23 protein-coding genes are annotated in these 25,997 nt (G+C 71.8%); 16 read left to right on the top strand and 7 right to left on the bottom strand.

Going from position 1 to position 25,997, the window contains the following annotated elements; genetic code table 11:
* Positions 1 to 3 precede the first annotated feature (3 nt).
* The 5 genes from HJG45_RS15535 to HJG45_RS15515 are packed head-to-tail and all read left to right on the top strand — an operon-like array spanning position 4 to position 3,815.
* Complete coding sequence (locus tag HJG45_RS15535; protein ID WP_368040607.1) at positions 4 to 927, top strand: branched-chain amino acid ABC transporter permease; 924 nt, start codon at positions 4 to 6, stop codon at positions 925 to 927.
* A gap of 5 nt (positions 928 to 932) precedes the next feature.
* On the top strand, positions 933 to 1,883 hold the full coding sequence (locus HJG45_RS15530; RefSeq protein WP_368040606.1) for a branched-chain amino acid ABC transporter permease: 951 nt from the start codon (positions 933 to 935) through the stop codon (positions 1,881 to 1,883).
* Entirely contained in the window at positions 1,876 to 2,631 is a 756-nt protein-coding gene (locus HJG45_RS15525) for an ATP-binding cassette domain-containing protein (protein ID WP_171613013.1), read from the top strand. The genes HJG45_RS15530 and HJG45_RS15525 overlap by 8 nt, the downstream gene beginning before the upstream one ends.
* A complete protein-coding gene (locus HJG45_RS15520; protein ID WP_171613012.1) occupies positions 2,631 to 3,347 on the top strand; it encodes an ABC transporter ATP-binding protein in 717 nt (238 codons plus the stop codon). Before HJG45_RS15525 ends, HJG45_RS15520 begins: the two co-directional genes overlap by 1 nt.
* Positions 3,348 to 3,362: 15 nt before the next feature.
* Entirely contained in the window at positions 3,363 to 3,815 is a 453-nt protein-coding gene (locus HJG45_RS15515) for a cupin domain-containing protein (protein ID WP_171613011.1), read from the top strand.
* A gap of 182 nt (positions 3,816 to 3,997) precedes the next feature.
* Here the strand turns inward: HJG45_RS15515 and HJG45_RS15510 are convergent, their stop codons facing one another.
* Together HJG45_RS15510 and HJG45_RS15505 are read right to left on the bottom strand one after the other, a co-directional pair.
* Positions 3,998 to 5,224: a flavin-dependent oxidoreductase gene (locus HJG45_RS15510; protein ID WP_254452549.1), complete on the bottom strand. Its 1,227-nt coding sequence runs from the start codon at positions 5,222 to 5,224 to the stop codon at positions 3,998 to 4,000.
* A 58-nt stretch (positions 5,225 to 5,282) separates the two neighbouring features.
* Positions 5,283 to 7,601: a bifunctional salicylyl-CoA 5-hydroxylase/oxidoreductase gene (locus tag HJG45_RS15505; RefSeq protein WP_171613010.1), complete on the bottom strand. Its 2,319-nt coding sequence runs from the start codon at positions 7,599 to 7,601 to the stop codon at positions 5,283 to 5,285.
* A gap of 115 nt (positions 7,602 to 7,716) precedes the next feature.
* Here HJG45_RS15505 and HJG45_RS15500 point away from each other — a divergent pair, with 115 nt between their 5' ends.
* From HJG45_RS15500 to HJG45_RS15480, 5 genes are read left to right on the top strand one after another with little or no spacing between them, the layout of a single operon-like run.
* The gene (locus HJG45_RS15500; RefSeq protein ID WP_171613009.1) at positions 7,717 to 8,499 is read left to right on the top strand and encodes an SDR family NAD(P)-dependent oxidoreductase; all 783 of its coding nucleotides are present in this window, start codon (positions 7,717 to 7,719) and stop codon (positions 8,497 to 8,499) included.
* Positions 8,499 to 9,011, top strand: coding sequence for a MarR family winged helix-turn-helix transcriptional regulator (locus HJG45_RS15495; RefSeq protein ID WP_171613008.1), 513 nt, complete (start codon positions 8,499 to 8,501; stop codon positions 9,009 to 9,011). Before HJG45_RS15500 ends, HJG45_RS15495 begins: the two co-directional genes overlap by 1 nt.
* On the top strand, positions 9,008 to 9,817 hold the full coding sequence (locus tag HJG45_RS15490) for an enoyl-CoA hydratase family protein (protein WP_171613007.1): 810 nt from the start codon (positions 9,008 to 9,010) through the stop codon (positions 9,815 to 9,817). Before HJG45_RS15495 ends, HJG45_RS15490 begins: the two co-directional genes overlap by 4 nt.
* 57 nt (positions 9,818 to 9,874) lie before the next feature.
* Complete coding sequence (locus HJG45_RS15485) at positions 9,875 to 11,518, top strand: benzoate-CoA ligase family protein (protein ID WP_171613006.1); 1,644 nt, start codon at positions 9,875 to 9,877, stop codon at positions 11,516 to 11,518.
* On the top strand, positions 11,515 to 11,910 hold the full coding sequence (locus tag HJG45_RS15480) for a RidA family protein (protein ID WP_368040605.1): 396 nt from the start codon (positions 11,515 to 11,517) through the stop codon (positions 11,908 to 11,910). Before HJG45_RS15485 ends, HJG45_RS15480 begins: the two co-directional genes overlap by 4 nt.
* Positions 11,911 to 11,916: 6 nt before the next feature.
* Here the strand turns inward: HJG45_RS15480 and HJG45_RS15475 are convergent, their stop codons facing one another.
* Complete coding sequence (locus HJG45_RS15475; protein WP_368040604.1) at positions 11,917 to 12,744, bottom strand: tryptophan 2,3-dioxygenase; 828 nt, start codon at positions 12,742 to 12,744, stop codon at positions 11,917 to 11,919.
* A 58-nt stretch (positions 12,745 to 12,802) separates the two neighbouring features.
* Between HJG45_RS15475 and HJG45_RS15470 the strand changes: the two genes are divergently transcribed.
* Positions 12,803 to 13,948 (top strand): aminotransferase class V-fold PLP-dependent enzyme, encoded by a 1,146-nt coding sequence (locus tag HJG45_RS15470; protein WP_171613004.1) that lies wholly within the window; start codon positions 12,803 to 12,805, stop codon positions 13,946 to 13,948.
* Positions 13,949 to 14,010: 62 nt separating this feature from the next.
* On the top strand, positions 14,011 to 14,910 hold the full coding sequence (locus HJG45_RS15465; protein ID WP_171613003.1) for an LLM class F420-dependent oxidoreductase: 900 nt from the start codon (positions 14,011 to 14,013) through the stop codon (positions 14,908 to 14,910).
* Positions 14,911 to 15,044: 134 nt separating this feature from the next.
* Here the strand turns inward: HJG45_RS15465 and HJG45_RS15460 are convergent, their stop codons facing one another.
* From HJG45_RS15460 to HJG45_RS15450, 3 genes are read right to left on the bottom strand one after another with little or no spacing between them, the layout of a single operon-like run.
* On the bottom strand, positions 15,045 to 16,019 hold the full coding sequence (locus HJG45_RS15460; protein ID WP_171613002.1) for a tripartite tricarboxylate transporter substrate binding protein: 975 nt from the start codon (positions 16,017 to 16,019) through the stop codon (positions 15,045 to 15,047).
* A gap of 53 nt (positions 16,020 to 16,072) precedes the next feature.
* Positions 16,073 to 17,245, bottom strand: a complete 1,173-nt coding sequence (locus HJG45_RS15455; protein WP_171613001.1) for a serine hydrolase — start codon at positions 17,243 to 17,245, stop codon at positions 16,073 to 16,075.
* Positions 17,246 to 17,255: 10 nt separating this feature from the next.
* A complete protein-coding gene (locus HJG45_RS15450; RefSeq protein WP_171613000.1) occupies positions 17,256 to 18,908 on the bottom strand; it encodes an NAD(P)/FAD-dependent oxidoreductase in 1,653 nt (550 codons plus the stop codon).
* A gap of 236 nt (positions 18,909 to 19,144) precedes the next feature.
* Between HJG45_RS15450 and HJG45_RS15445 the strand changes: the two genes are divergently transcribed.
* The 4 genes from HJG45_RS15445 (at position 19,145) to HJG45_RS15430 (ending at position 23,517) form a co-directional block, all read left to right on the top strand.
* A complete protein-coding gene (locus HJG45_RS15445; RefSeq protein ID WP_171612999.1) occupies positions 19,145 to 20,386 on the top strand; it encodes an MFS transporter in 1,242 nt (413 codons plus the stop codon).
* Positions 20,387 to 20,460: 74 nt separating this feature from the next.
* Entirely contained in the window at positions 20,461 to 21,417 is a 957-nt protein-coding gene (locus tag HJG45_RS15440) for a D-2-hydroxyacid dehydrogenase (RefSeq protein WP_171612998.1), read from the top strand.
* Entirely contained in the window at positions 21,417 to 21,809 is a 393-nt protein-coding gene (locus HJG45_RS15435) for a hypothetical protein (RefSeq protein ID WP_171612997.1), read from the top strand. The genes HJG45_RS15440 and HJG45_RS15435 overlap by 1 nt, the downstream gene beginning before the upstream one ends.
* 88 nt (positions 21,810 to 21,897) lie before the next feature.
* Complete coding sequence (locus tag HJG45_RS15430) at positions 21,898 to 23,517, top strand: GMC family oxidoreductase (RefSeq protein ID WP_171612996.1); 1,620 nt, start codon at positions 21,898 to 21,900, stop codon at positions 23,515 to 23,517.
* A 153-nt stretch (positions 23,518 to 23,670) separates the two neighbouring features.
* Here the strand turns inward: HJG45_RS15430 and HJG45_RS15425 are convergent, their stop codons facing one another.
* The gene (locus tag HJG45_RS15425) at positions 23,671 to 25,962 is read right to left on the bottom strand and encodes an FdhF/YdeP family oxidoreductase (protein WP_171612995.1); all 2,292 of its coding nucleotides are present in this window, start codon (positions 25,960 to 25,962) and stop codon (positions 23,671 to 23,673) included.
* Positions 25,963 to 25,997: the final 35 nt, after the last annotated feature.

Genomic DNA, 25,997 nt, shown 5'->3' with positions numbered 1-25,997 from the left:
GGCGTGACGACGCAGCTCATGCTGGTGCAGGCGCTGAACGGCCTGCAATTCGGCATCCTTCTCTTCCTCGTCGCGGCCGGCCTCACCCTGGTCTTCGGGGTGATGGATGTCATCAACCTCGCGCATGGCGTGCAGTACATGCTGGGCGCCTATCTCGGCGCCAGCCTCGCCGCGGCGACGGGCAGCTTCTGGCTCGGCCTGCTGCTCGCCCTGCCGGCGACGCTCGCCTGTGGCTTGGCGCTGGAATTCCTCATCTTCCGACATCTCTACGACCGCGACCACCTGGCGCAGGTGCTGGCGACCTTCGGCGTCATCCTCACCCTGAACGAGGCGGTGACGCTGCTCTGGGGCAGCGCACCATTGCAGGTCGCAACCCCAGCGCTGCTGGAGGGCGGCATCACGCTGATGCCCGGGCTGCAATACCCGCTCTATCGCTTGGCGATCCTCGCCGCCGGCCTCGCCACGGCCGGGCTGCTCTGGCTGCTGGTCGAGCATACGCGGGCCGGGGCGCTGGTGCGGGCCGGGGCGAGCAACCGGCCGATGCTGGCGGCGCTCGGCATCGATACCAGTCGGCTCTTCCTGCTGGTCTTCGGCATCGGCGCCATGCTGGCGGGCTTCGCCGGGATGATGGCGGCGCCCATCCTCTCGGTCGAGCCGGGGATGGGCGACACGGTGCTCATCCTAGCCTTCGTCGTCATCGTCATCGGCGGCATCGGCAGCGTGCGCGGCGCCTTCCTCGCGGCGCTGCTGGTCGGACTGGTGGAGACGCTCGGCCGCTCGCTGTTGCCGGAGCTGCTGCGCCTCGTCCTGGCGCCCTCCCCGGCGCGGCAGGCCGGGGCCTCGATCGGCTCCATGCTGGTCTACATCGCCATGGCGCTGATCCTCGCGGTGCGGCCGCGCGGCCTTTTCCCGGCGCGGGCGGGCTAGGCGGGGTGGTCTCGGCGTTGCGCGCCGCGGCGCTGCCGCTCCTCGTCTTCGCCCTGCTGGCGGCGGCGCCGCTCCTCGGCCTAGGCGAGGGCTGGGTGATGACGCTGCTGGCGCGCGGCATGATCCTCGGCCTCGCTGCCCTCTCGCTCTGGCTCGTCGTCGGCGGCGCCGGGCTGGTCAGCCTCGGCCATGCCGCCATGCTCGGCATCGGCGCCTATGCAGTGGTGGCGCTCGACGATGCGCGGGTGACGGAGGCGCTGGTCGTCGCGCCGGTCGCCATCGGCGGCGCGGCGCTCTTCGCGCTGCTCACCGGCGCGGTCGCGCTGCGCACGGCCGGCGTGCCTTTCATCATGATCACCCTGGCCTTCGGGCAGATGGCCTTCTTCACCGCCGCCTCCCTCGCCGGCTATGGCGGCGATGACGGCTACACGCTCTATGGCCGCAGCACCCTCGCCGGCACGCGCTGGCTGGAGAGCCGGCTGGGCTTCCACTATCTCTGCCTCGCCCTGCTGGCCGGCGCCTACTTGGCCTGCCGCATGCTGCTGGCCTCGCGCTTTGGGCGGGTGCTGCGGGCGGCGCGGGAGAACCCGCTGCGCGTGCAGGCGGTCGGGCTCTCGCCCTACCCCTATCGCCTTCTCGCTTATGGCATCGCCGGCGGCATGGCCGGGCTCGCCGGCTTCCTGCTGGCGAATGCGACGGAGTTCGTCGCCCCTTCCTTCCTCGCCTGGCAGCGCTCGGGCGAGCTGCTGTTCATGGTGATCCTCGGCGGTCTCGGCAGCCCCTTCGGCGCGGTGCTCGGCACGCTCGCCCTGCTGCTGCTGGAGGAATGGCTCGGGCATCTGACGACGCATTGGCGGCTGCTGCTCGGCCCGCTGCTGGTGCTCGCCGTGCTGTTCCTGCGCGGCGGGCTGGTCGGGTTGCCGGCGCAACTCGCCGGGATGCGCCGCCGTGGCTGAGCCGGTGCTGCGCCTCGACGGGCTGCGCAAGCGCTTCGGCGGGCTGACGGTGACGGTTGATGTTTCGCTCGATGTGATGCCGGGCGAGATCCATGCCGTCATCGGCCCGAACGGTGCCGGCAAGACGACGCTGATCCACCAGATCAGCGGCACCCTGCGGCCGGATGCCGGCCGGGTGCTCTTCGCCGGCCAGGATGTCACAGCGCTGCCGCTGGCCCGCCGGGCGCGGCTCGGCCTGGCGCGCAGCTTCCAGATCACCTCCGTGCTGCCCGGCTTCTCGGCGCTCGAGAATGTCGCGCTCGCCGTGCAGGCGCGCAGCGGCTCCTCCTTCCGCTTCCTGCGGCCGGCGGCGGGCGAGGCGGCGCTGAACGAGGTGGCGATGGCGGCGCTGGCGCGGACCGGCCTCGCCGGGCGCGCGGCGGTGCCGGCGGCGGCGCTCTCGCATGGCGAGCGGCGGCAGCTCGAGCTCGCCATCGCGCTGGCGATGGAGCCGCGGCTGCTGCTGCTCGACGAGCCGCTGGCCGGCACTGGGCCGGAGGAGGCCGAGCGCCTCATCGCCCTGCTGCAGGGGCTGCGCGGGCGCTACGCCATCCTGCTGGTGGAGCACGACATGCCGGCGGTCTTCACCCTCGCCGACCGCATCTCCGTGCTGGTGCAGGGGCGGCTGCTGGCGAGCGGCGCGCCGGCGGCGATTCGAGCCGATCCGGCGGTCCGCGACGCCTATCTGGGCGAGGACGAGGCGGCCTGATGCTGCGGGTCGAGGATCTCCGCGCCGGCTATGGCAGCAGCCAGGTGCTCGGCGGCATCGGCTTCGCCATCGGTGCCGGCGAGGTCGTCACCCTGCTCGGCCGCAACGGCATGGGCAAGACGACGACGGTGCGCGCCATCATGGGGCTGCTGCCGGCCTGCGGCGGGCAGCTGCAGGGCGGCCGCGTGCTGTTCGCGGGGCAGGACCTCGCCGGCCAGCCGCCGCATCGGGTAGCGCGGCAGGGCATCGGCCTGGTGCCGGAGGGGCGCCAGGTCTTCCCAACGCTGAGCGTCGAGGAGAATCTGACCGCGACGGCCGCCAACCGCGCCGGCGGCACGCCGCGCTGGACCCTGCCGGCGGTCTACCGGCTCTTCCCCCGCCTTGCCGAGCGGCAGCGCAACCTCGGCGCGCAGCTCTCGGGCGGCGAGCAGCAGATGCTGGCGATCGGCCGGGCGCTGATGACCAATCCGCGGCTGCTCATCCTCGACGAGGCGACGGAGGGGCTGGCGCCGCTGATCCGCGCCGAGATCTGGGCGGTGCTGGCGCGGCTGAAGCAGGAGGGCCAGGCGATCCTGCTAATCGACAAGACGCTCTCCGCCGTCATGCGCCTCGCCGACCGGCATGTGGTGATCGAGAAGGGGCAGGTCGCCTGGAGCGGCAGCACCGAGGCCCTGGCGGCGGCCCCGGAGCTGCGCGAGACTTACCTGCATGTCTGAGGAAGGGACAGCAGCATGACAGCGGAGACCGCAGGCATCACCCGCGCCGGCACCGGCTTCGACGGCGCGGAGGGCACGGTCTGGAATATCCTCGGCCAGACCTACTATCCGAAGCAATCGACCGGCGACAGCTTCGCCTTCGAGGCGGTGAGCCCGCCCGGCACCTTCGTGCCGCCGCACATCCATCCCACGCAGGACGAGTACATCCTGATGCTGGAGGGGACCTGGAAGCTGATCCTCGATGGGCAGACGCACCACGCCTCGGCCGGCGACCTGGTGCGCATGCCGCGCGGCATCATGCATGGCTATTTCAACGAGAGCGGGGCGCCGGCCCGCGCCTTCTTCTGGGTGACTCCGGCCCGCAAGCTGCACGACCTGTTCCGGTCGCTGCATGACCTCACCGATGTGGAGGAGGTGGTGCGGCTCTCCGCGGCGCATGAGGTGGACTTCCTCCCCCCGCCGGGATGAGCGGGCAGGGCGCCCTACCAGGTTGCGAGAGGATCTCCTGCCAGCGGCAGGAATGAATGCTTCATTCATGCCGAGCGCCCGAATGGGCGCCGCGGCTTGTGCCGCGTAGCCAAGGGTTGCAGAGCAACCCGCCCGGCGATTGAGGGGCCGTTGATGGATCACCATCAACGGCGCGACTGATATCACAGCGGCAGGGCGAAGCCGGCGAGCTGGGCATAGCCGCGGACGATCGCCGCGACATCCTCGGGCGGGATCACCTCCTCGATCCGCCCGAAGCCATCCGGTGCCAGCTCGCCGAAGACGTCGATCACCCGTTCCGGCCCGCCCTTGCGGTTGCTGGCGCAGATCGCCGCGGTCTTCGGCAGCCGCTCCGCCTCATAGGCCTTCAGCGCCTGCTCGGCCGGCTGCGCCGCCAGCGCATCGGCCAGCGCCCGCGCATCCAGCACTGCCTGCGAGGCGCCGTTGGAGCCGACCGGATACATCGCATGCGCCGCGTCGCCGAGCAGCGTCACCCGCCCCTCGCTCCACCAGGGCAGCGGGTCGCGGTCGCACATCGGGTATTCCAGCCGCTGCGGCGAGGCGCGGACCAGCGCCTCGACATCAAGGAAGGGCAACTTCAGCCGCTGCGCCAGCGGCAGCACGTCCTCAAGCCGGCCGGGCCGCGACCAATCCTCGCGCTGCGGCGGCGGCCTCTCGCCTGTCGCCAGGCGGGAATAGACCACCCAGTTGGTCAGCCGGCGATCCGGCCTGCTGCCGGGGCCGACGGGATAGAAGACGAATTTGGTCTTCAGGTCGCCGGCGATGAACATCACGTCGCCGGTTTCATAGGCCGGCCAGTCCAGTGCGCCGCGCCACATCATCACGCCCTGCCAGCGGATGCCGGCATCGGCCGGGTGCAGCATCGCCCGCAGCGCCGAATGGATGCCGTCGGCGCCGACCAGCACCTCGCCGCGGAGCGTCTCGTGGCCCGTCCCCGTGGCGAAGCGCGCGGTGACGCCCGCGGCATCCTGCTCGACGGCAGCGAGGCGATGCCCGGTGCGCAGCGCGCCCGCCGGCAGCCTGGCCTCGACGGCGCGCCAGAGCATCCCGTGCAGCCTTCCGCGATGGGTGGAGAATTGCGGCAGCGCATGCCCGGCATAGGTGCCGCGCGCCTCCTGCCACAGGGTCTGGCCAAGATGGTTGAGGTAGCGCAGCTCGCGCGTGCGGATGGCGATGCGGTCGAGCTCCGGCAGCAGGCCGAGCGCCTCCCACTCCGCGACGCAATGCGGCAGGTTGTTGATGCCGACGCCGAGCTCCCGCACCTCCGGCGCCGCCTCCAGCACCGTGCAGGCGATGCCGCGCTGCTGCAGCATCAGGGCAAGGGTGAGGCCGCCGATCCCGCCGCCGGCGATCAGGACATGCATGCGCATCCTCCGCATCCCGGTTGCCGCCGGGACGCGCGAGCGCCCGGCAGGCTCGATCCTGCCCCTATTCGGCGGCGCGCGGGAGAGGGGAGAGCGGGGCGTGACGGCGCGGCCGCGCCTTCAGCCGCAGCTCGCGCAGCTCCTCCTGTTCCTTCGCGGCGTTGCGCAGCAGCGCGTCCTTGCCCCAGCCATATTGCACCGGGCAGGCAATGTCGGCGACGCCGCACTGCGCCGCAGCGCGGAGGGTGAAGGCCGGGTCGGTCAGGTGCGGCCGGGCCAGCGCCACCAGATCGGCGCGGCCAGCGGCGAGGATGGTGTTCACCTGGTCGGCGCTGGTGATGTTGCCGACGCACATGGTGGCGATGCCCGCCTCCTGCCGGATCATGTCGGACCAGGGCACCTGGAACATGCGACCATAGACCGGCGCGGCATCCTGCACGGTCTGGCCGGTCGAGACGTCGATCAGGTCGCAGCCCGCCGCGGCGAAGGCGCGGGCGATGGCGAGCGTATCAGCATCCGTGATGCCGCCATCCGCCCAGTCGGTGGCGGAGAGGCGCACCGAGAGGGGCCGGTCCGCCGGCCAGGCCTCGCGCAGCGCCCGGAACAGCTCGAGCGGGAAGCGCAGCCGGTTCTCCACCGGGCCGCCATACTCATCCCGGCGGCGATTGGTCAGCGGCGAGAGGAAGCTCGCCAGCAGATAGCCATGGGCGCAGTGCAGCTCCAGCATGTCGAAGCCCGCCCGCGCGCCGCGCCTGGCGGCGGCGACGAAATCCGCGATGACCGCATCCATGTCGGCGCGGCTCATCTCGCGCGGCACCTGGCTGTCTGGGTAGTAGGGCAGGGGGCTGGCAGAGAGGATCGGCCAGGCGCCCTCGGCCAGCGGCCGGTCCATGCCCTCCCACATCAGCCGCGTCGCGCCCTTGCGGCCGGCATGGCCGAGCTGCAGCGCCATCCGCACCGGGCCCTGCGCATGCACCAGCCGCAGGATGCGCGCCCAGGCCACCTCCTGCGCGTCGTTCCACAGCCCGGCGCAGCCCGGGGTGATGCGGGCGGTGGGCGAGACGCAGGTCATCTCGGTGAAGATCAGCCCGGCGCCGCCGGCGGCGCGGGCGCCGTAATGCATCAGGTGGAAGTCACCCGGCAAGCCTTCCTCGGCCGAGTACATGCACATGGGCGAGACGACGACGCGATTGGCGAGCTCCATGCCGCGCAGCCGTAAGGGCTGGAACATCGGCGGCTTCGCCGGGTCGCCACCCGCTTCCGCCGCGAAGGCCGCCTGGGTCTCGGCGACGAAATCCGGCGCGCGCAGCGCCAGGTTGTCCCAGGTGATCGCCTTGCTGCGGGTCATCAGCCCGAAGGCGAAGCGCACCGGCTGCATGCGCCAGAAGCGCCGCACATGCTCGAACCAGACCAGCGAGACATCGGCGGCGTGCTGGGTCTTCTCCACCTCCTCGCGCCGTTCTGCCTCGAAGCGGGCGAGGCTCTCCGCCACGCCGCCCCCGTCGCGGAAGGCGCGGTGCAGCGCGATCGCATCCTCCATGGCGAGTTTGGTGCCGCTGCCGATGGAGAAATGCGCGCTGGCCTTGGCGTCGCCGAGCAGCACGAGGTTGCCGCGCACCCAGCGGCCGCAGCGGATCTGCGGGAATTGCCGCCAGTGGGAGCGGTTCGTCAGCAGGCGGTGGCCCTGCAATTCCTCGGCGAAGACCCCTTCCAGGAAGCGGGCGCTTGCCGCCTCGTCCATGGAATCGAGCCCGGCACGGGCGAAGGTTTCGGGGTCCGTCTCCAGAACCCAGGTGCTGGCGCCCGGGGCGTACTGGTAGCAATGGGCGATGAAGATGCCCTCCGGCCGCTCCTTGAAGAAGAAGGTGAAGGCGTCGAAGGGACGGGTCGAGCCCATCCAGGCGAAGCGGTTGGGGCGGAGGCCGGTCTCCGGCCGGAAGTCCGCGGCGAAGCGGTGGCGGATCGGGCTGTTGATGCCGTCCGCCGCGACGACGAGGTCGGCCTCGGGGAAATCCTCCGGCCGCGCCTCCACCCCGAAGCGCAGCTCGACGCCGAGACCGCGGGCGCGATCCTGCAGCAGGCGCAGCAGCGTGGTGCGGGCGCTGCCGCAGAAGCCGTTGCCGCCGATCCGGTGCACCGCGCCGCGGGCATGGATCTCGACATCGTCCCAATAGGCGAAGCTGTCGGTGATGGCGCGATAGCTCGGCGGATCGGCGGCGGCGAAGGCGTCCAACGTCGCATCGCTGAACACCACGCCGAAGCCGAAGCTGTCCTCGGGCCGGTTCCGCTCCACCACCGTGATGCGAGCCCCGAGATGGTCGCGCTGCATGAGGATGGCGAAATAGAGCCCGGCGGGTCCCCCGCCGATGATCGCAATGCGCATCGGGTCGCCTCCTGCTGTCGGATATTTTAGGCTTCAAGCATTCGTGCGGCAACCGCAATCCGGCATTGCGGGCCGGCGACGGGATGTTTTAGGCTTCAAGCATCGAGGAGAGGGCATGGACGCCTTGCCGCATCCTGGACCGCATCCTGGCCGGGCACCGGAGGCCGCGTCGCCGCTCGCGGCGCGGCGCGCGCTGGTCACCGGCGGCGGCAGCGGCATCGGCCTCGCCTGCGCCCGGGCGCTGACCGAGGCCGGCGCCACGGTGACGCTGCTCGGCCGGCGCGAGGCGATGCTGCGGGAGGCGGTGGCGGCGGGTGCGGCGCAGCAGGCCATCGCCGCCGACATCACCGGCCCGTTGCCGGACCTGCCGCCCTGCGACATCCTGGTGCACGCCGCCGGCGCCGCCGAGAGCGCGCCCTTCCTTGAGAGCGACGACGCACTCTGGCAGCGCATGCTCGCGGTCAACCTGCTCGGCGCCGCCGCGGTGATGCGCGCGGTGCTGCCCGGCATGCTGGCGGCGGGGGAGGGGCGCATCATCGCCGTCGCCTCCACCGCGGCGCTGAAGGGCTATCGCTATGTCGCGGCCTATGCGGCGGCGAAGCACGGGCTGCTCGGCCTAGTGCGGGCACTGGCGCTGGAAGTAGCGGGGCGCGACGTGACGGTGAACGCCCTCTGCCCCGGCTTCACCGAGACACCGCTGCTCGATGCCAGCATCGGCACCATCACCCGCCGGACCGGGCGTGATGCGGCGGCGGCGCGCGCCAGCCTCGCCCGCCACAACCCGCAGGGGCGGCTGGTGCGGCCGGAGGAGGTGGCAGCCGCCGCACTGTTCCTCTGCCTGCCCGGCGCCGCGGCGGTCAACGGCGCCGCCATCCCGATCGCCGGAGGCGAGGTCTGATGCCCGACGACCTCACCCGGCATGTCGATGCCGAGACGGCGCTGGCCGGCGCGCCGCCCGGCCACAAGGACGAGCTGCGGCTCTGGCTGCGGCTGCTGACCTGCACCACTCTGATCGAGGCGGAGATCCGCCGCCGGCTGCGGCGGGAGTTCGACACCACCCTGCCGCGCTTCGACCTGCTGGCGCAGCTCGAGCGGGCGCCGGGCGGGCTGACGCTCGGCGAGGTCTCGCGCCGGATGATGGTCAGCAACGGCAATGTCACCGGCCTCGCCGCCCGGCTGGAGGAGGAGGGGCTGATCGAGCGGCGGGTGAGTCCGACCGACCGGCGCGCCCAGACCCTGCGCCTGACCGCGCGCGGCCGCCGCGAATTCGCCCGGCAGTCGCGGGTGCATGAGGACTGGATCGCCGAATTGCTGACCGGCCTCGCCCCGGCGGAGCGCGCCGCGCTGCATGCCCTGCTCGGTCGCGCCAAGGCGAGCGTGCGGGCCGGGCTGGAGGGGGAGGAGGCATGAGCATCGCCGGTCATCATGCCGAGCATTTTCGGCTCAGCGTCGAGGATGCGGTCGCGGTCATCACCCTGGACCGGCCGGAGCGCAAGAACCCGCTGACCTTCGAGAGCTATGCCGAGCTCGCCGGGCTGTTCCGCAAGGCGGCGCAGGATGAGGCGGTGCGGGTCTTCACCATCGCCGGGGCGGGCGGGAATTTCTGCTCGGGCGGCGATGTGCACGAGATCATCGGCCCGCTGCTCGAGCGGGACACCAGGGGGCTGATGCAGTTCACCGCCATGACCGGGGAGCTGGTCAAGGCGATGCGCGCCTGCCCGCAGCCGATCATCGCCGCGGTCGATGGCGTCGCGGCGGGAGCGGGCGCCATCATCGCCATGGCGGCGGATCTGCGGCTGGCGACGCCGCGGGCGAGGACCGCCTTCCTCTTCAACCGCGTCGGCCTCGCCGGCTGCGACATGGGGGCCTGCGCCATTCTGCCGCGGATCATCGGCCAGGGGCGGGCCAGCGAGCTGCTCTATCTCGGCCGGGCGATGAGCGCCGAGGAGGGGCTGGCCTGGGGCTTCTTCAACGCGCTGCACCCGCCGGACGCGCTGGCCGACGCCGCGGCGGCACTGGCGCGGGAGCTCGCCGAGGGCCCCGGCTTCGCCCATGCCATGACCAAGCGGATGCTGCAGATGGAATGGGCCATGTCGGTCGAGCAGGCGATCGAGGCCGAGGCGGTGGCCCAGGCGCTCTGCATGACGACAGGCGATTTCCGCCGCGCCTACGAAGGGTTCGTGGCCAAGCGACGGCCAGAGTTCAAGGGCGATTAGGAACACCCTTCGGGGGAGGGGAGGCAGGTCACGCGGCGCAACCGGCTGGAGGCGGCGATGGATGGCATGGGCTTCGATACCGGGGTGCCGAGCGCGCATCTCGACAGCTTCGCGCGCGACAACCTGCCGCCGCGGGCGCAGTGGCCGGAGCTGCGCTTCACCCTGCCGCAGCTTCGCTATCCGGCGCGGCTGAACTGCGCGACCGAGCTGCTCGACCGCAACTTGGTCGCGCGCGGCGACCATCCGGCCGTGGTCACGCCGACCGAGACGCTCACCTATCGCCAGCTTGCCGAGCGGGTGAACCGCATCGCGCATGTGCTGGTGCACCGGCAGGGCCTGGTGCCCGGCAACCGCGTGCTGCTGCGCGGCGCCAACACCGCCTGGATGGTCGCCGCCTATTTCGCCGTGCTGAAGGCGGGCGGGGTGGTGGTCGCCACCATGCCGCTGCTGCGGGCGAAGGAGATCGGCCAGATGCTGCGCAAGGCGCGCATCAGCCACGCCCTCTGCGATGCCCGGCTGCTGGAAGAGCTGCAACGGGCAGCGGCGGAGGCGCCGGACCTGCGCCATCTCACCTGCTGGGGGAATGGCGCGCTGGAATCCCTCTGCGCCGCCGCGCCACCGGATTTCTCAGCCTGCGACACGGCGGCCGAGGATGTCTGCCTGATCGGCTTCACCTCCGGCACCACCGGCGAGCCCAAGGGCACCATGCATTTCCACCGCGACATGCTCGCGGTCTGCGACAGCTACGGGCAGGAGGTGCTGCGGCCGCGGCCGGAGGATGTCTTCATCGGTTCGCCGCCGCTCGCTTTCACTTTCGGCCTCGGCGGGCTGGTGCTGTTTCCCTTCCGCATCGGCGCCACCACGGTGCTGCTGGAGAAGGCGGGGCCGGAGGAACTGCTGCCGGCCATTGCCCGCCACCGCGCGACGGTCTGTTTCACCGCGCCCACCGCCTGGCGCGCCATGGCGCCGGCCGCGGCGGCGCATGACCTCGCCTCGTTGCGGCGCTGCGTCTCGGCCGGGGAGGCGCTGCCGAAGCCGGTCTTCGAAGCCTGGCAGCGCGCGACGGGCCTTTCCATCATGGAGGGCATCGGCGCCACCGAGATGCTGCACATCTTCATCGGCGCCCCGGAGGAGACGCTGCGGCCCGGCGCCACCGGCCTGCCGGTGCCGGGCTACGAGGCGAAGGTGATCGGCCCGGAGGGCGAGGAGGTGCCGCGCGGCACGCCCGGTCGGCTCGCGGTGCGCGGCCCGACCGGCTGCCGCTACCTCGCCGATCCGCGGCAGGCGCAGTATGTCGAGCGCGGCTGGAACATCACTGGCGACACCTACATCCAGGACGAGGACGGCTATTTCTGGTACCAGGCGCGCAGCGACGACATGATCGTCTCGGCCGGCTACAACATCGCCGGGCCGGAGGTGGAGGCGGCGCTGCTCGCGCATCCGGCGGTGCGGGAATGCGGCGTGGTTGGCGCGCCGGATGCCGAGCGCGGGACGATCGTGAAGGCCTATGTGGTGCTGCAGCCGGGCCTGGCCAGCGATGCCGCCCTCGTCCGCGCCTTGCAGGAGCATGTGAAAGCGGTGATCGCGCCCTACAAATATCCCCGCGCCGTGGAATTCGTCGCCGCCCTGCCGCGCACCGGCACCGGTAAGCTGCAGCGCTTCGCCCTGCGCGCCCAGGCGGCGATGGAAGGTGCGGCGTGACCCTCCGTCGGTTGCAACCGCCGGACTGGCCCGTGCCGAAGGGCTATGCCAACGGCATGGAGGGGCAGGGCCGCGTGGTGCTGGTCGGCGGCCAGGTGGGATGGGATGCGGAGGGACGCTTCCCAACCGGCCTCGTCGCCCAGGTGGAGCAGGCGCTGCGCAACATCCTCGCCGTGCTGGCCGAGGCGGGCGGGCGGGCGGAGCATATCGGCCGCCTCACCTGGTACGTGACGGACATCGCCGAGTACCGCGACAGCCTCGCCGCTCTCGGCCCCGCCTATCGCGGCGTGATGGGCCGGCATTTCCCCGCCATGACGCTGGTGCAGGTGGCGGCGCTGGTCGAGCCGGAGGCGCGGGTCGAGATCGAGGCGACGGCGATCCTGCCGGATTGAACCGCTTCAGCGCGGAGCTTTGATCTGCGTGCGCACGGACCAGAGCTCGGGGAAGAAGCGACGCTCCAGCGCCGCCTGCAGATAGGCGACGCCGCTCGACCCGCCGGTGCCGGGACGGCGGCCGATGATGCGCTCCACCACCTGCCGGTGGCGGAAGCGCCAGGTCTGGAAGGCGTCGTCGAGATCGACCAGCTCCTCGGCCAGCTCGTAGAGGTCGAAATGCGCAGCCGCCTGTTCGTAGACCTCGGCCCAGGCGGCGGCGACGCCGGCATCGGGCGCATGCGGCTGCGCCACGTCGCGCGCCAGCACCGCCTGCGGCACCGGCAGGCCGCGGCGGGCCAGCAGCCGCAGCGCCTCGTCATAGAGGGAAGGGGCCCGCAGCGCGGCCTCGAGCGGCGCCAGCAGCTCCGGCCGGTGGCGATGCGGCTGCAGCATGAAGGGATCGCGCGCGCCGAGTTGCAGCTCCAGCAGCCGGTACTGCCAGGACTGGAAGCCGGAGGAGCTGCCGAGGCTGTCGCGGAAGGCCAAGTAGTCATGCGGCGTCATGGTGGTCAGCACGTCCCAGGCGCCGATGAGCTGCGCCTGCACCCGGGCGATGCGGGCGAAGGCCTTGAAGGCCGGGCGCAGCGCGTCCTGCCGCAGGCAGTCCATCACCAGCGCCAGCTCATGGCCGAAGAGCTTCATCCATAGCTCCTGCACCTGGTGGATGATGATGAACAGCGTCTCGTCATGCCGGCCGGAGAGCGGCGCCTGGGCGGAGAGCAGCCGGTCGAGCTGCAGGTAGTCACCATAGCTCATGCGGCGGCTGAAATCGGTCTCGACGCCTTCGACCACGGCAACCCTCCTTGCGGGTCTATGGTTCAAGCTTAAACGAACAGGCGAGGGGAAAACCATGCTGGACCTGCGCGCGCATTTTTCCCGCTTCCTCGGCGCCGAACCGGAGCGGCTGCATGTCGCCGCGCACAGCCACCATCCCTGGCCCGACGTAACGCGTGAAGCGCAGCTCGCCGCCTGGGACGATGCGGCCCGCTTGCAGGACGATAAGTGGGAGCATGTGCTCGGCCCGATCTGGCAGGCGGCGCAGCGGCATATCGCGCGGCACCTGGCGCTGTCCGATCCGACGACCATCGCCTTTGCGCCCAATACGCATGAATTCGTGCTGCGCCTGCTCTCCTCCCTGCCGGCGCGTCGCCCGCCGCGCCTGCTGACCACGGATGGCGAGTTCCACAGCCTCGCCCGCCAGCTCGCGCGGCTGGAGGAGGAGGGGCTGGTCACCGTCACCCGCATCCCGAGCGAGCCCGGCCCGGACTGCCTGCCGCGCCTGGTCGAGACGGCGCCGCAGGGCTTCGACCTGATCTGGAGCAGCGAGGTCTTCTTCCACAGCGGCTATGCCCAGGAGGGGTTCGCGGCGCTGGCCGCGGCGGCGGGCGAGGCGGTGCTGGTGATCGATGGCTACCACGCCTTCCTGGCGAAGCCGGTCGATCTCGCCAGCCTCGCCGACCGCGCCTTCTACCTCGCCGGCGGCTACAAATACGCCATGGCGGGCGAGGGCGCCTGCTTCCTGCACGCCCCGCCCGGCTGGCTGCCGCGGCCGCGCGTCACCGGCTGGTTCGCCGGCTTCGGCGCCCTGGCCGGGGGCGGCGATGGCGTTGGCTATGCGGCGGATGGCTGGCGCTTCATGGGCGCCACCTTCGACCCTTCCGGCCTGTACCGGCTGAATGCGGCCATGGACTGGCTGGCCGGGCTCGGCCTCGATGCCGGCGCCATCCATGCCCATAGCCATGCCTTGCAGGCGCGCTTCGTCGCCGGTCTGCCCGGCACCGGGCTCGATCCGGCGCGGCTGGTGGTGCCGCTCGCCGAGCGCCGACGCGGCAATTTCCTCGCCTTCGACCTGGAGGAAGCCGAGGCCTGGCAGGCACGGCTCGCCGCCGCCGGGATCGTCACCGACCGGCGCGGCCGCCGCCTGCGCTTCGGCTTCGGCCTCTATCACACCGAGGCGGAAGTGGACCGCCTGCTGACCCGGCTGCGCTCCCTATAGACGCTGGACCGCGGCGCCGGGACGGCCCAGCCTGCATCCTGCATCGAAGGGGGGAGGGTCGCATGCGTCTCGGTGTCATGCTGCCGCTGGTCGATATCGGCGGCGAGCCCAATGCGGTCCGCGACCTCGCCGGGGCGACGGAGGAATTCGGCTACAGCAATCTCGGCCTGCCGGACCATGTGCTCGGGGTGAATGCCGCCTCGCGGCCCGATTGGGGCGACCGCAACACCTCGGCCGACCTGTTCCACGACCCCTTCGTCTGCTTCGGCTTCCTCGCCGGGTTCTGCCGGCCGGAGACCGAATTCTCGACCCAGGTGCTGATCCTGGCGCAGCGCCAGGCGGTGCTGGTCGCCAAGCAGGCGGCGAGCCTCGACGTGCTCTGCGGCGGGCGGTTCCGCCTCGGTGTCGGCGTCGGGTGGAATCCTGTCGAGTTCACCGGGCTGAACGAGAATTTCGCCAATCGCGGCCGCCGCTCGGCCGAGCAGGTGGAGGTGATGCAGCGCCTCTGGGCGGAGCCGCATGTCAGCTTCGCCGGGCGCTGGCACCGCATCGAGGATGCGGGCATCAACCCGCTGCCGGTGCATCGCCGCATCCCGGTCTGGTTCGGCGGCCATGTCGAGCAGACGCTGGAGCGCATCGCCCGGCTCGGCGACGGATGGATCATGAATGTCTACCCGCCCGGCGCCGCGATCGAGGGAGAACTCGCCCGGCTGCGCGGCCTGACGGAGGCGGCAGGGCGCGACCCGGCCGCGGTCGGGCTCGAGGTCTGGATCTCGCCCGGCAGCGGCGACGCGGCCGCCTGGCGCGAGGAGGCGCGCTACTGGAAGCGCCTCGGCGCGACGCATCTGACGCTGACCACCACCTTCAACCGCCGCCACCACCGCCGTATCCCCGGCCGCAGCGCCGCCGAGCACCTGGCGGCGATGCGCCAATTCCGCGACGCCGTGGCGGATGTCCTGTAGCGGCACCGCCGCGCCGATCCAGTCGCCTCCCGTTGCCCTGCCGCGGCTTCGCCGCGGCAGGCTGTGGCGAATCTTCGACCAGGAGCGCATCCCGGGGCCCCCGCGACGCCGCGCAGCGGTGTCGTGGGGATTTCTTAGCCTGGCTTCGCCCCGGATCGGGCGATCAGCCCGGCGACGCGCGGCAGCTCTTCGGCCAGGAAGCCGCGCAGCGCCGGCGCATCCATCTGCGGCCAGAGCACGGTGGCGGTGCCGTCGAAGAATTCCTGCACCCGCGGCTCGGCCATCGCCGCCCGCAGTGCCGCGGCGAGGCGGGCAATGGCAGGCTCCGGGCTGCGGCCAGCGACGAAGAGCGCCGCCCAGGGCAGCGCCTCGGCCCCAGGCAGCCCGGCCTCGGCGACGGTCGGCACCTCGGGCGCCAGCCGCACCCTCTGCGCGTCGGTCACCGCCAGGGCCCGCAGCCGTCCCTCCCGCACATGCGCCATGCTGGTCAGCGGATAGTCCCACATGACCTCCACCCGGCCGCTGATGACGTCGTTCAGCGCCTGGGTGCCATTGGCATAGGGGGCGTGCACCAGCCGGGTGCCGGTCGCCTGCATCAGCCCCTCCGCCGCGAGATGCGGCGAGGTGCCAACGCCGGGCGAGGCATAGGTCAGCCCCTCCGGCCGCGCCCGCGCCGCCGCCACCAGCTCGGCCAGGTTGCGCCAGGGCTGCTGCGGCCCGGTGACGATGAGATGCGGCGAGGCGGCGATGCCGTGCACCGGAGCCAGGTCACGCAGCGGGTCGTAACGAAGGTTGCGCAGCATGGCCGGCGCCGCGGCGATCGGCCCCTGGCTGCCATAGAGCAGGGTGTGGCCATCCGGCGCGCTGCGCGCCACGGCCTCGGCGCCGATGGTACCGCCGGCGCCGGGCCGGTTCTCCACCACCACCGGTTGGCCGAGATGGTCGCCCATGCGCTGCGCCAGCATCCGGGCGCTGGTATCGGTGATTCCGCCGGCGGCGAAAGGGACGATCCAGGTGAGCGGGCGGGCCGGGAAGCCGGGATCGGCCCGGGCGGCGCCGGCCAGCAGGGCAGGGACGGCGAGCAGGCGACGACGCGTGGTCCCGGGCATGGCGGTCTCCTCCCGAGCGTGGATCCTTCAGCGCGGCGCCAGCGGCCCGGCCATCAGCCGGCCCGCGAGGCGTAAAGGGCGGTCTCGAAGCCGGCGAAGAGGTCGAGCACCGCAGGGTCGGCGAAGGGCAGGATCTGCGTCAGCAGCAGCCCGGCGAGGCCGCGCCGCGGATCGAGCCAGAACCAGGTATTGCCGAGCCCGGCCCAGGCCAGGCCGCCGGCGGCGCGGCGGCCGGGGATGTCGGTCTCGTTGATGAGGAAGCCGAGCCCCCAGCGGCAGACCGTGCCGGGGAAGGGATCGCAGTCGCGGGAGATCGCCGGCAGCACGCTGCGCAGCGGCTGGAAGGCGAGGGTGCCGATCTGGTTGCGGCCCATCTCGGCCACCGTCTCCGGCCGCAGCACCTGCGCGCCGTCCAGCCGGCCGCCGCCGAGCAGCATGCGCAGGAAGCGGAGATAGTCCGGTCCGGTGGAGAGCAGCCCGCCGCCGCCGCCGAAGAACTCCGGCGCCTCCGGCAGGGCGAAGTCGATCGGCGTGAGCCGGCCATCCTCGCCGCGCTGATGCGTCCCGGCGCGGCGGGCGCGCTGGGCTGGTCCGGGGACGAAGCCGCTGTCCTGCATGCCGAGAGGCTCCAGGATGCGGGCGAAGACGTAGCGTTCCAGCCGCTCACCGCTCGCCGCCTCCACCGCGCGGCCGACCCAGTCGGTGGCGATGCTGTATTCCCAGCGCTCCCCCGGCTCGCGCACCAGAGGCGCCTCCAGCGAGACCAACCTGCCGCTGCGCGGCGCCGGCAGGCCGGTCGCCTCCATGTAGCGGCCGATATCGGCGTTCCAGGTGTTGTAGGCGAAGCCGGCGGTGTGGGTGAGGAGATGGCGCAGCGTGATCGGCCGGCGCGCCGGCCGCAGGCACGGCGTGCCGTCAGGGGCGAAGCCCTCCAGCACCTGCGGCGCGGCGAGGCCGGGCAGCAGCGGGCCGAGCGGGGCATCGAGCGAGAGCCGCCCCTCCTCGACGAGCTGCATGGCGGCGACCGAGGTCACCGCCTTGGTCATGGAGGCGACCCAGAACACCGTGTCCGGCGTCATCGGCGTCGGGCCGGCGAGACTGCGGCGGCCGAAGGCGCCCTCGTAGATCGGGCCGTCACGGTCGGCGGCGAGGGCGACGACACCCGGCACCGCGCCGCTCTCCACCGCCTGGCGCAGCACCTGATCGATCGCGGCGGTCGTGGTCATCGGCGCCGCCTCAGGCGAGGACGAGGTCAGGATAGCCCTTGTCGGCCACCGCGTCGCACCAGGCGCGGTATTCCGGGGCGCTGCCGCTGTAGCGGGCGATGATGCGGGTCTGCTTGCCCTCGACATTGCTGTTGATGCCGGTCATCCAGCTATCCACCTCGGTCGAGAGCAGCCCGGCGCCGACCAGCTTCACATGGTCCGTCCAGGCCTGCACCGCCTCCGGCCGTGCCTCGGCGAAGGTGAGGCCCTTCTCCTGCATGAAGCGCAGCAGCCGCGTCACCCAGTCCACGTTGTACTCGATGCTGCGCGGGATGTTGCCGAGCGCGGTATGCGGGCCCATCAGCATGAGCATGTTGGGGAAGCCCTCGACCATCATGCCCATGAAGGTCTCCGGCCCATGCGCCCAGCGATCCTTCAGCCGCTTCCCGTCGCAGCCCCGGATGTCGATGCGGTCGAAGGCGCCGGTGATGGCGTCGAAGCCGGTGGCGTAGATGATGATGTCGAAGGGATACTCGGCCTCGCTGGTCTTGATGCCGGTCGGGGTGATGCGCTCGATCGGCGTCGCCTTGCTGTCCACCAGCAGGACGTTGGGCTGGTTGTAGACCTCGTAGTAGCGGGTCTCGAGCGGCACGCGGCGGGTGCCGAAGCCGTGATTCTTCGGGATCAGCATCTCCGCCACCTTCGGGTCCTTCACCCGCTGGCGGATCTTGTTGGCGACGAAGTCGGAGATCTCCTTGTTCGCCGCCCGGTCGGTCAGCATGTCGCGGAAATTGCCGACCCAGATGCCGAAGCCGGGGGAGGCGTAGAGCGTCTCGTAGAAAGCCTCGCGCTCCTCCTTCGAGACCTCGAAGGTGCCGCGCGGGTCGGGCGTGTGCATGAAGCAGGAGAAGGTCTCCTGGCAGCGCCGGAAGATCTCCGGATAGCCGGCCTTGATCTCCCGCTGCTCCTCCTCGGTGATCGGCCGGTTGTGCAGCGGCGCGCACCAATTGGGCGTGCGTTGGAACACCGTGAGGTGCCCGGCGGTCTTCGCCACCTCCTGGATGGTCTGCACACCCGTCGCCCCGGTGCCGATCACCGCGACGCGCTTGCCGCGGAAATCCACCGGCTCATGCGGCCAGCGGGCGGTGTGGAAGGACTGGCCCTGGAAGGTGTCGATGCCCTCGAAGCGCGGCAGGGTCGGGGCCGAGAGCACGCCGATCGCGGTGATGAGGTGGCGCGCGGTGTGGCGGCTGCCATCCTCGAGCGTCACCGCCCAGTGGCGGCCCTGCTCCTGCCCTTCCGCCCCCTGCCAGTGCGCCGAGGCGACGCGGGCCTTGAACTGGATGTCGCGGTGGAGGTCGAACTTGTCGGCGACGAAATTGAGGTAGCGCTGCGTCTCCGGCTGCGGCGCGAAATGCTCCGACCAGCTCCATTCCTCGAGCAGCTCCTTCGAAAAGGAATAGCCGTAGGAATAGCTCTCGGAATCGAAGCGGGCGCCGGGATAGCGGTTCCAGTACCAGGTGCCGCCGACGCCGGTGCCGGCCTCGAAGACCCGGACGCGCAGGCCGAGCTGGCGCAGGCGGAGAAGCTGATACAGGCCCGACATGCCCGCCCCGATGATGATGGCATCGAAGTCGAGCGCCTGGGCGGCCGCCGGGGCGGTTGCTTCGAGGGTGGCGGACATGGTGCGACGTTCCTCCATGCAGCAATGGGGCCGGGGGACGCATGGGGAGCCGCATGGGGCCGCCGGTGCGGTGCGGCACGGCGCCTCTGCTGGCGTTCTCTCCCCGGCGCCGGCCCTCCCGGCCGGTCCGGTAGCAAGAGTAGACCCTGGCCGCCCGGCCCTGCAAACCACCGGGGGCGACATGGCGGCGGGAGGCGGGTTGGACTTGCCGCGCAGCCCGCACCTACCATGCCGGCATGCCCGCACCGCCCGAGTCCCCGCCGCCGCCCGTCAGGGACCGGGCCTGGCTGATCCTCGGCGCCGCCTTCCTGGCCTTCATGGTCGGCGCCAGCGTGATGCACTCCTACACCGTCTTCCTGCTCGCCTTCGTCGCCGATTTCGGCTGGTCGCGGGCGGAGAGCTCGGTCGCCTATTCGGTCGGGCAGCTGGTCGGCGGCCTCAGCTCGCCGCTGGTCGGCGGCATGGTGGACCGGCTCGGCGCCCGCCGGATGGTGCTGCTCGGCGGGGGGCTGCTGGTGCTCGGCCTCATCGGCAGCGCCCATGCCCATGCGCTGTGGCAGATGGTGTTCCTCTACGGCGTGGTGATCACCTTCGGGGCGAATTGCATCGGGCTGCTGGTCTTCGTGCCGCTGGTCTCGCGGCTCTTTCCCCGGCGGCGCGGCATGGCGATCTCGGTTCTGCAATCGGCCAATGCCTCCGGCCGCGCCGCCTCGGCGCCGGCGAGCCAGGCGACGATCGAGAGCCTCGGCTGGCGCGGCGCCTATTTGGCCGCGGCGGCGGTCGCCGGAGCGGTGCTGTTGCCGCTCGCCTTCGTCTTCGGCAACCGCCGCGCCGGCGCGGCGCCAACCGCGGGCGGGCCGGGCCTCGGCGCGGTCGAGCGGCCCTGGACCCTCGCCGAGGCGATCCGCACGCCGCAATTCTGGCTGCTCTTCCTGGTCTACATGCTGACCAGCATCGGCAGCTTCCTGGTCTCGCTGCACCAGATCGCCTTCGCGGTCGATGTCGGCTTCGACCCGCTCTACGCCGCGGGCGTGCTCGGCATGGGTAGCTTCCTCGCCATGCCCGGCGTGGTGGCGACCGGCACCCTCTCCGACTATATCGGCCGGGAATACTCGGCGCTGCTGGCCTATGGCATCTCCATCGTCGGGGTGTTCTGCGCCCTCGCCATCACCGGGCCGGGCGACCACCTGCTGCTCTGGCTGCATGCCTGCTTCTTCGGCCTGACCTGGGGCGCGCGCGGCCCGGCCATCACCGCCAAGACCGCCGATCTCTTCCCCGGGCCGCGGCTCGGCACCATCCTCGGCGTCATCACCATCGGCTCCGGCCTCGGCGCCGCCATCGGCTCCTGGGCGGCGGGCTTCATCTTCGACGTCTCGGGCAGCTACCGCGTCGCCTTCATCGGCTCCATCCTCGCCTATGCGCTTGGCTCGCTGGCTTTCTACATGCTGCGTCGCCCGCCAAGGGCGCGGGCTGTGTGAGTCCGCCAAGGGCGCGGGCTGGTTGACCCCGCGGGGCGGGGATAGGCTTCGGGGCGAGAATGACGGAGCGTCCGATGCCGAACCCCACCCGCCTGCTGATCTGGCACGACAATCCCGGCCCCTATCTCGAGGCCATCGCCGCTGCCGGCCTCGGCCCGCGCCTCGACGTCGAGAGCCTGCCGCGCAAGGAACGGCCGAGCGAGGCGCAGCTCGCGGCGACGGAGGCGCTGCTCGCCTGGGGCATGCCGCCCGGCCTGCTGCCGCGGATGCCGAAGCTGCGCTGGGCGCAATCGCTCACCGCCGGCGTCGAGGGCTGGCTGGCGCTGCCCGACCTGCCGCCCGGCCTGGCGCTCACCTGCGCCCGCGGCACCCATGGCGAGTCCATGCCGGAGAACATCCTCGGCGCCATCCTGCACATCGCCAAGCCTTATGCCGCCATCGCCGAGGCGCAGAAGCAGCGCCGCTGGACCCGGCAGGTGGCGATGCCGCTGAGCGGCAAGGTACTCGGCATCCTCGGCCTCGGCGCCATCGGGCAGGAGGTGGCGCGCCTCGCCGCCGCCTTCCGCATGCAGGTCATCGGCACCCGCCGCAACCCGGCGCCGCTGCCCGGCATCGAGGTGCTGCCGCCGGCGCAGGCCGACCAGGTGGTGGAGCGGGCGGATTTCCTGCTGCTGCTCCTGCCGGCGACGCCGGAGACCGAGGATTTCATCCAGGCCGAGCGCCTCGCCCGCATGAAGCCCGGCGCCTGGCTGCTGAATTTCGGCCGCGGCAGCGCCATCCGCGACGCCGACCTGATCGCGGCGGTGACGGAGAAGCGCATCGCCGGCGCGGTGCTCGACGTCTTCCGCGAGGAGCCGCTGCCGGAGAGCCACCCCTTCTGGACCACGCCGGGCATCCTGGTGGTGCCGCATATGGGCGGGCTGCATCCGGAGCGCGACCGGGCGGTGGCCCGGCTCTTCGTCGACAATCTCGGGCGCTTCCTGGACGACCGGCCGCTGCTGCAGCTGGTGAACCGCTCGGTCGGCTACTGATGCGCCTGAACCACGCCGCCAACCGGCTCGATGCCCGGCATTTCGACACGGTGGTGGAGATGCTGCGCGGCGAGCTCGGCTTCGTCGAGCTGCGCCGCACCGCCCGCGCCGTCTGGCTGCGCCAGCCCGGCGCCAATGTCGACCTGCAGTTCAGCCGTAGCGAGACGCCGGGCCGGGATGCCGACAAGCTGCGCTCGCAGGTCTCCTTCCTCGACGAGGCGCCACGGGCGGCGCTGGAACGCCTCGCCGAATGGGCCCGGGGGCGGGGGCTGGCGGCCGAGATCGGCGCCTATTCCGACCGCGAATTCTGGCTCGACCTGCCCGAGGCTTTCGTCGATTTCGTCATCGAGGCGATGCGGCCGGAGCTGGCGGACTACCCGGTGAAGGATTGAGATGCAGGATCAAGGCCGGCCGGCTTCCGCTGCCGCGGCCACCGCTGATAGGCTTCCCGCCAAGACAACGAACAAGGGTGGGAAGCGCATGGCCGACGCGGCGGAGGAATTCGACTTCATCGTCACCGGGGCGGGCTCGGCGGGCGCCGTGGTCGCCGCCCGGCTCTCCGAGGATGGCCGGCACCGCGTGCTGCTGCTCGAGGCCGGGCCGCCGGACCGCAACCCCTGGATCCACATCCCCCTCGGCTTCGCCCGTACCTATGTGAACCCGAAGGTGAACTGGAAATTCGAGAGCGCGCCGCATGAGCGGCTCGGCGGCCGGCGCATGTACGTCCCGCGCGGCAAGACGCTAGGCGGCACCAGCTCGATCAACGGCATGGTCTACATGCGCGGCCATCCGCGCGACTACGACGGCTGGCGGCAGCGCGGCTGCACCGGCTGGGACTGGGATTCGGTGCTGCCCTATTTCCGCAAGGCGGAAAACCAGGAGCGCGGCACCTGCGAGTTCCACGGCACCGGCGGCCCGCTCACCGTCTCCAACCAGGCCGAGCGGTCCGAGCTCGCCGAGGCGATGATCGCCGCCGCCGAGCAGGCCGGCATCCCGCGCAACCCGGATTTCAACGGCGCCCGGCAGGAAGGCGCCGGCTACTACCAGTGCACCACCGGGGGCCGGCGCCGCTTCAGCACCGCCCGCGCCTATCTGCGCCCCGCCCGCGGCCGCCCGAACCTCATCATCCGCACAATGTGCCAGGCGACGCGGGTGCTGCTGGAGCAGGGCCGGGCCTGCGGCATCGAGTACCAGTCGCCGGCCGGGCGCCGCACGGCGCGGGCGCGGCGGGAGGTGATCGTCTCCGGCGGCGCCTATGGCTCGCCGCAGCTCCTGCAGCTCTCGGGCCTCGGCCCGGCGGACCACCTGCAGGCCTTGGGCGTCGCGGTGGCGCGCGACATGCCGGCGGTCGGCGCCAACCTGCACGACCATTTCGCGCTCTACATGCAGTGGCGCTGCACCCGGCCCATCACCTTCAACGACCTGGAGCGGAGCTGGCCGCGCAAGATCGCCGCGGCGATGCGCTACGGCCTCGGCCGCGGCGGGCCGATGGCGGTGAACGGCATCCGCGCCGGCCTCTTCACCCGCACCGATCCGCGGCTGGAGCGGCCGGACCTGCAGATCAACCTGCTGGAATGGAGCACGCTGGAGCGCTCCGGCACCCGCGTGGTGGCGCATCCCTTTCCGGGCTTCACCCTCGGCCCGGTGCATCTCTCGCCCGATGGCCGCGGCACGGTGCGGCTGGCCAGCCCCGATCCACTGGCCGCGCCGGCGATCACCTTCGGCTTCCTCGGCTCCGACTACGACATGCGGGCGATGGTGGCCGGCGCTCAGCTCGCCCGCCGCCTGGTGCAGCAGCCCGCCCTCGCGCCCTATGTGGCGGAGGAGATCTTCCCCGGCCCCGGCTATGTCACCGAGGCCGATCTCGAACGCTATGTCCGGGAGTCCGGCGTGACCAACCACCACCCGGCCGGCAGCTGCGCCATGGGCACCGGCAGCAACAGCGTCGTCGATCCGCGGCTGCGCGTGCACGGCGTGGGCGGGCTGCGGGTGGCCGATGCCTCCATCATGCCGGCGGTGGTCGCCGGCAACACCAACGCGCCCTCGATCATGATCGGCGAGAAGGCGGCGGCGATGATCCTGGAGGACGCCGCCGCCTGAGGTTGGCTTATGCCGCGCCCCCGAAGGTTTCACCTTCGTGTCCCTCAAACGCCGGGCGCCGCTTCCAGCGGCTTGGCTTCGCCGCACTTGCGGCGGCGCCCATTCGGGCACTCGGCCCTGCGGGCCGCAAGCCGGACGTTCGTGCGCCCAACATCAGGTCGACATGGGCCGGATGCGCACCGGCACCGATTTCGCGGCCGGCACCTTGCTCCCCTCGGCATGGTGCCAGAGCGGGATCAGTGGGTTGCATTCGGGGTAGTAGGCGGCGCAGCAGCCCGGCGGGATGTCATAGGCGGTGACGCGGAAGCCCTCGACCCGGCGACAGATGCCATCCTCCACCGCCGTCTCCAACGCCACCGTCGCGCCCTCGGCGAGGCCGAGGCGCGCCGCATCCGCGCGGTTGACGAACAGCACCATGCGCGTGCCATGCACGCCGCGGAAGCGGTCGCCATGGCCGTAGATCGTGGTGTTGAACTGGTCGTTGGAGCGCAGCGTGACGAGCTGCAGCACCTCCGGCGCCGTCGTCGCCGTGTCGGGGTCCTCCTCCAGCGTCGACGGGGTGAGGAAGCTCGCCTTGCCGCTCTTCGTCTTCCAGACCCGCTGCCGCGCCGGCAGGGGGCGGTGGAAGCCGCGCTCGCGGGTGATGCGGGCGTTGAAGTCGTGGAAGGCCTCGGGATAGGTCGCAGCGATGGCGTCCCGCACGCGGCTGTAATCGCCGACCCATTCCGCCCAGGGCAGGCGCGGGTTGGGCGGCAGCGTCGCCTGGGCGATGCCGGCGACGATCGCCGGCTCCGAGCGCAGGCGCGATCCGGCCGGCGGCACCTGGCCATGGCTCGGATGGATCTTCGTCATCGTGTCCTCGCAGGTGACGAATTGCGGTCCGCTCGCCTGCTCGTCGCGCTCGATCCGGCCGAGGCAGGGCAGCAGGAAGGCGACCTCGCCGTTGAAGAGGTGCCCGCGATTGAGCTTGGTCGCCACCTGCACCGTCAGCCGCAGCCGCGGCCAGGCCGCCTCCATCGCCGCGGTCTCCGGCACCGCGCGCAGGAAATTGCCGCCGAGGCCGAGGAAGGCGCGGACGCGGCCGTCGATGATGCCCTCGCAGGCCTCGACGGTGTTCATGCCGGTCTCCTGCGGCGGCGTGAAGCCGTATTGCTTCGCCAGGGTGTCGAGCGGCACCAGCTTCGGCTTCTCGGTGATGCCGACCGTGCGCTGGCCCTGCACGTTGGAATGGCCTCGCACCGGCAGCACGCCGGCGCCCGGCTTGCCGATATTGCCACGCATCAGCAGCAGGTTCACCAGCATCCGCACGTTCTCGACGCCCTTGCGGTGCTGCGTCAGCCCCATGCCGTAGAGGCCGATCGCGGCGCGGGAGCGGGCATAGATGGCTGCCGTCCCGGCCAGCGCCGTGCGGGCGAGGCCGGAATGCGCCTCCAACACCTCCCAGGGCGTACCCATCGCCGCGGCGGCGAAGGCGTCGAAGCCCTCGGTATGCTCGGCGATGAAAGCATGGTCGATCCAGGCCGGCTTGCCGGCCGCGCGGGCCTTTGCATCGCCCTCCAGCAGCGCCTTGCAGAGGCCGAGGATGGCCGCAGAATCGCCGCCCGCCCGCAGCTGGTGGTAGCGCGCGGAGATGCGCGTCTCCGCCCCGGTCAGCATCTCGCGGGGCGATTGCGGGTTGGTAAAGCGTTCCCAGCCCCGCTCCCGCAGCGGGTTGAAGGTGAGGATCGGCACGCCGCGCCGCACCGCTTCCTGCAGCGGGTGCAGCATGCGCGGGCTGTTGCTGCCGACATTCTGGCCGAAGGCGAGGATGCAGTCCGTCGCGGCGAAATCCTCGAGGGTGACGGTGCCGACCGGCGCGCCAATCGATTCCGGCAGCCCGACCGAGGTGCTCTCGTGGCACATGTTGGAGCTGTCGGGCAGGTTGTTGTGCCCGTAGAGCCGGGCGAAGAGGCCCCACATGTAGGAGGTCTCCAGCGAGGCCCGGCCGGAGGCGTAGAAGACGGTGCTGCGCGGGTCGAGGGCGCGCAGCTCGCGGCCGATCTCGCGGAAGGCATCCTCCCAGGCCACCGGCACCCAATGGCCGGCAGCATGGTCGAGCCGCATCGGATGCAGCAGCCGGCCCGCCGCTTCCAGGTCATGGTCCGACCAGCGGCGCAGCTCGGCGATGCTGTGCTGCGCGAAGAAGTCGCGCGGCACCCGCTTGCGGGTGATCTCCCAGGCCGTGGCCTTGGCGCCGTTCTCGCAGTATTCGAAGGCGCGCGGCTTGGCCGGCTTCGCCCAGGAACAGGAGACGCAGGAATAGCCCTCCGGCTTGTTCTGCCGCAGCAGCACCGCATTGCCGCTGGCCAGGCGGTGCTCCTCGAGAAGCCGCTCCTCGACCGAGCGCAGCGAACCCCAGCCGCCTGCCGGCCCCGAATAAGCGGCGATCCTTGCCTTGTCTGTCATCTCGGAACCCTGTTGTCCCGGCAGGTGGCGGCCGG

The organism is Roseicella sp. DB1501, assembly GCF_013112485.1.
In the GTDB taxonomy this organism is placed as follows: domain Bacteria; phylum Pseudomonadota; class Alphaproteobacteria; order Acetobacterales; family Acetobacteraceae; genus Paracraurococcus.
This window is presented reverse-complemented; position numbering and strand designations above follow the sequence as displayed.

Excerpts from the sequence above, each read along its gene's own strand:
- HJG45_RS15500 (WP_171613009.1), top strand. The coding sequence starts at position 7,717 with ATGGACGCCTTGCCGCATCCTGGACCGCATCCTGGCCGGGCACCGGAG.
- HJG45_RS15515 (WP_171613011.1), top strand. The coding sequence starts at position 3,363 with ATGACAGCGGAGACCGCAGGCATCACCCGCGCCGGCACCGGCTTCGAC.
- HJG45_RS15460 (WP_171613002.1), bottom strand. The coding sequence starts at position 16,019 with ATGCCCGGGACCACGCGTCGTCGCCTGCTCGCCGTCCCTGCCCTGCTG.
- HJG45_RS15495 (WP_171613008.1), top strand. The coding sequence starts at position 8,499 with ATGCCCGACGACCTCACCCGGCATGTCGATGCCGAGACGGCGCTGGCC.
- HJG45_RS15425 (WP_171612995.1), bottom strand. The coding sequence starts at position 25,962 with ATGACAGACAAGGCAAGGATCGCCGCTTATTCGGGGCCGGCAGGCGGC.
- HJG45_RS15520 (WP_171613012.1), top strand. The coding sequence starts at position 2,631 with ATGCTGCGGGTCGAGGATCTCCGCGCCGGCTATGGCAGCAGCCAGGTG.
- HJG45_RS15455 (WP_171613001.1), bottom strand. The coding sequence starts at position 17,245 with ATGACCACGACCGCCGCGATCGATCAGGTGCTGCGCCAGGCGGTGGAG.
- HJG45_RS15490 (WP_171613007.1), top strand. The coding sequence starts at position 9,008 with ATGAGCATCGCCGGTCATCATGCCGAGCATTTTCGGCTCAGCGTCGAG.
- HJG45_RS15485 (WP_171613006.1), top strand. The coding sequence starts at position 9,875 with ATGGATGGCATGGGCTTCGATACCGGGGTGCCGAGCGCGCATCTCGAC.
- HJG45_RS15465 (WP_171613003.1), top strand. The coding sequence starts at position 14,011 with ATGCGTCTCGGTGTCATGCTGCCGCTGGTCGATATCGGCGGCGAGCCC.
- HJG45_RS15430 (WP_171612996.1), top strand. The coding sequence starts at position 21,898 with ATGGCCGACGCGGCGGAGGAATTCGACTTCATCGTCACCGGGGCGGGC.
- HJG45_RS15470 (WP_171613004.1), top strand. The coding sequence starts at position 12,803 with ATGCTGGACCTGCGCGCGCATTTTTCCCGCTTCCTCGGCGCCGAACCG.
- HJG45_RS15505 (WP_171613010.1), bottom strand. The coding sequence starts at position 7,601 with ATGCGCATTGCGATCATCGGCGGGGGACCCGCCGGGCTCTATTTCGCC.
- HJG45_RS15450 (WP_171613000.1), bottom strand. The coding sequence starts at position 18,908 with ATGTCCGCCACCCTCGAAGCAACCGCCCCGGCGGCCGCCCAGGCGCTC.
- HJG45_RS15510 (WP_254452549.1), bottom strand. The coding sequence starts at position 5,224 with ATGCGCATGCATGTCCTGATCGCCGGCGGCGGGATCGGCGGCCTCACC.
- HJG45_RS15435 (WP_171612997.1), top strand. The coding sequence starts at position 21,417 with ATGCGCCTGAACCACGCCGCCAACCGGCTCGATGCCCGGCATTTCGAC.
- HJG45_RS15445 (WP_171612999.1), top strand. The coding sequence starts at position 19,145 with ATGCCCGCACCGCCCGAGTCCCCGCCGCCGCCCGTCAGGGACCGGGCC.
- HJG45_RS15440 (WP_171612998.1), top strand. The coding sequence starts at position 20,461 with ATGCCGAACCCCACCCGCCTGCTGATCTGGCACGACAATCCCGGCCCC.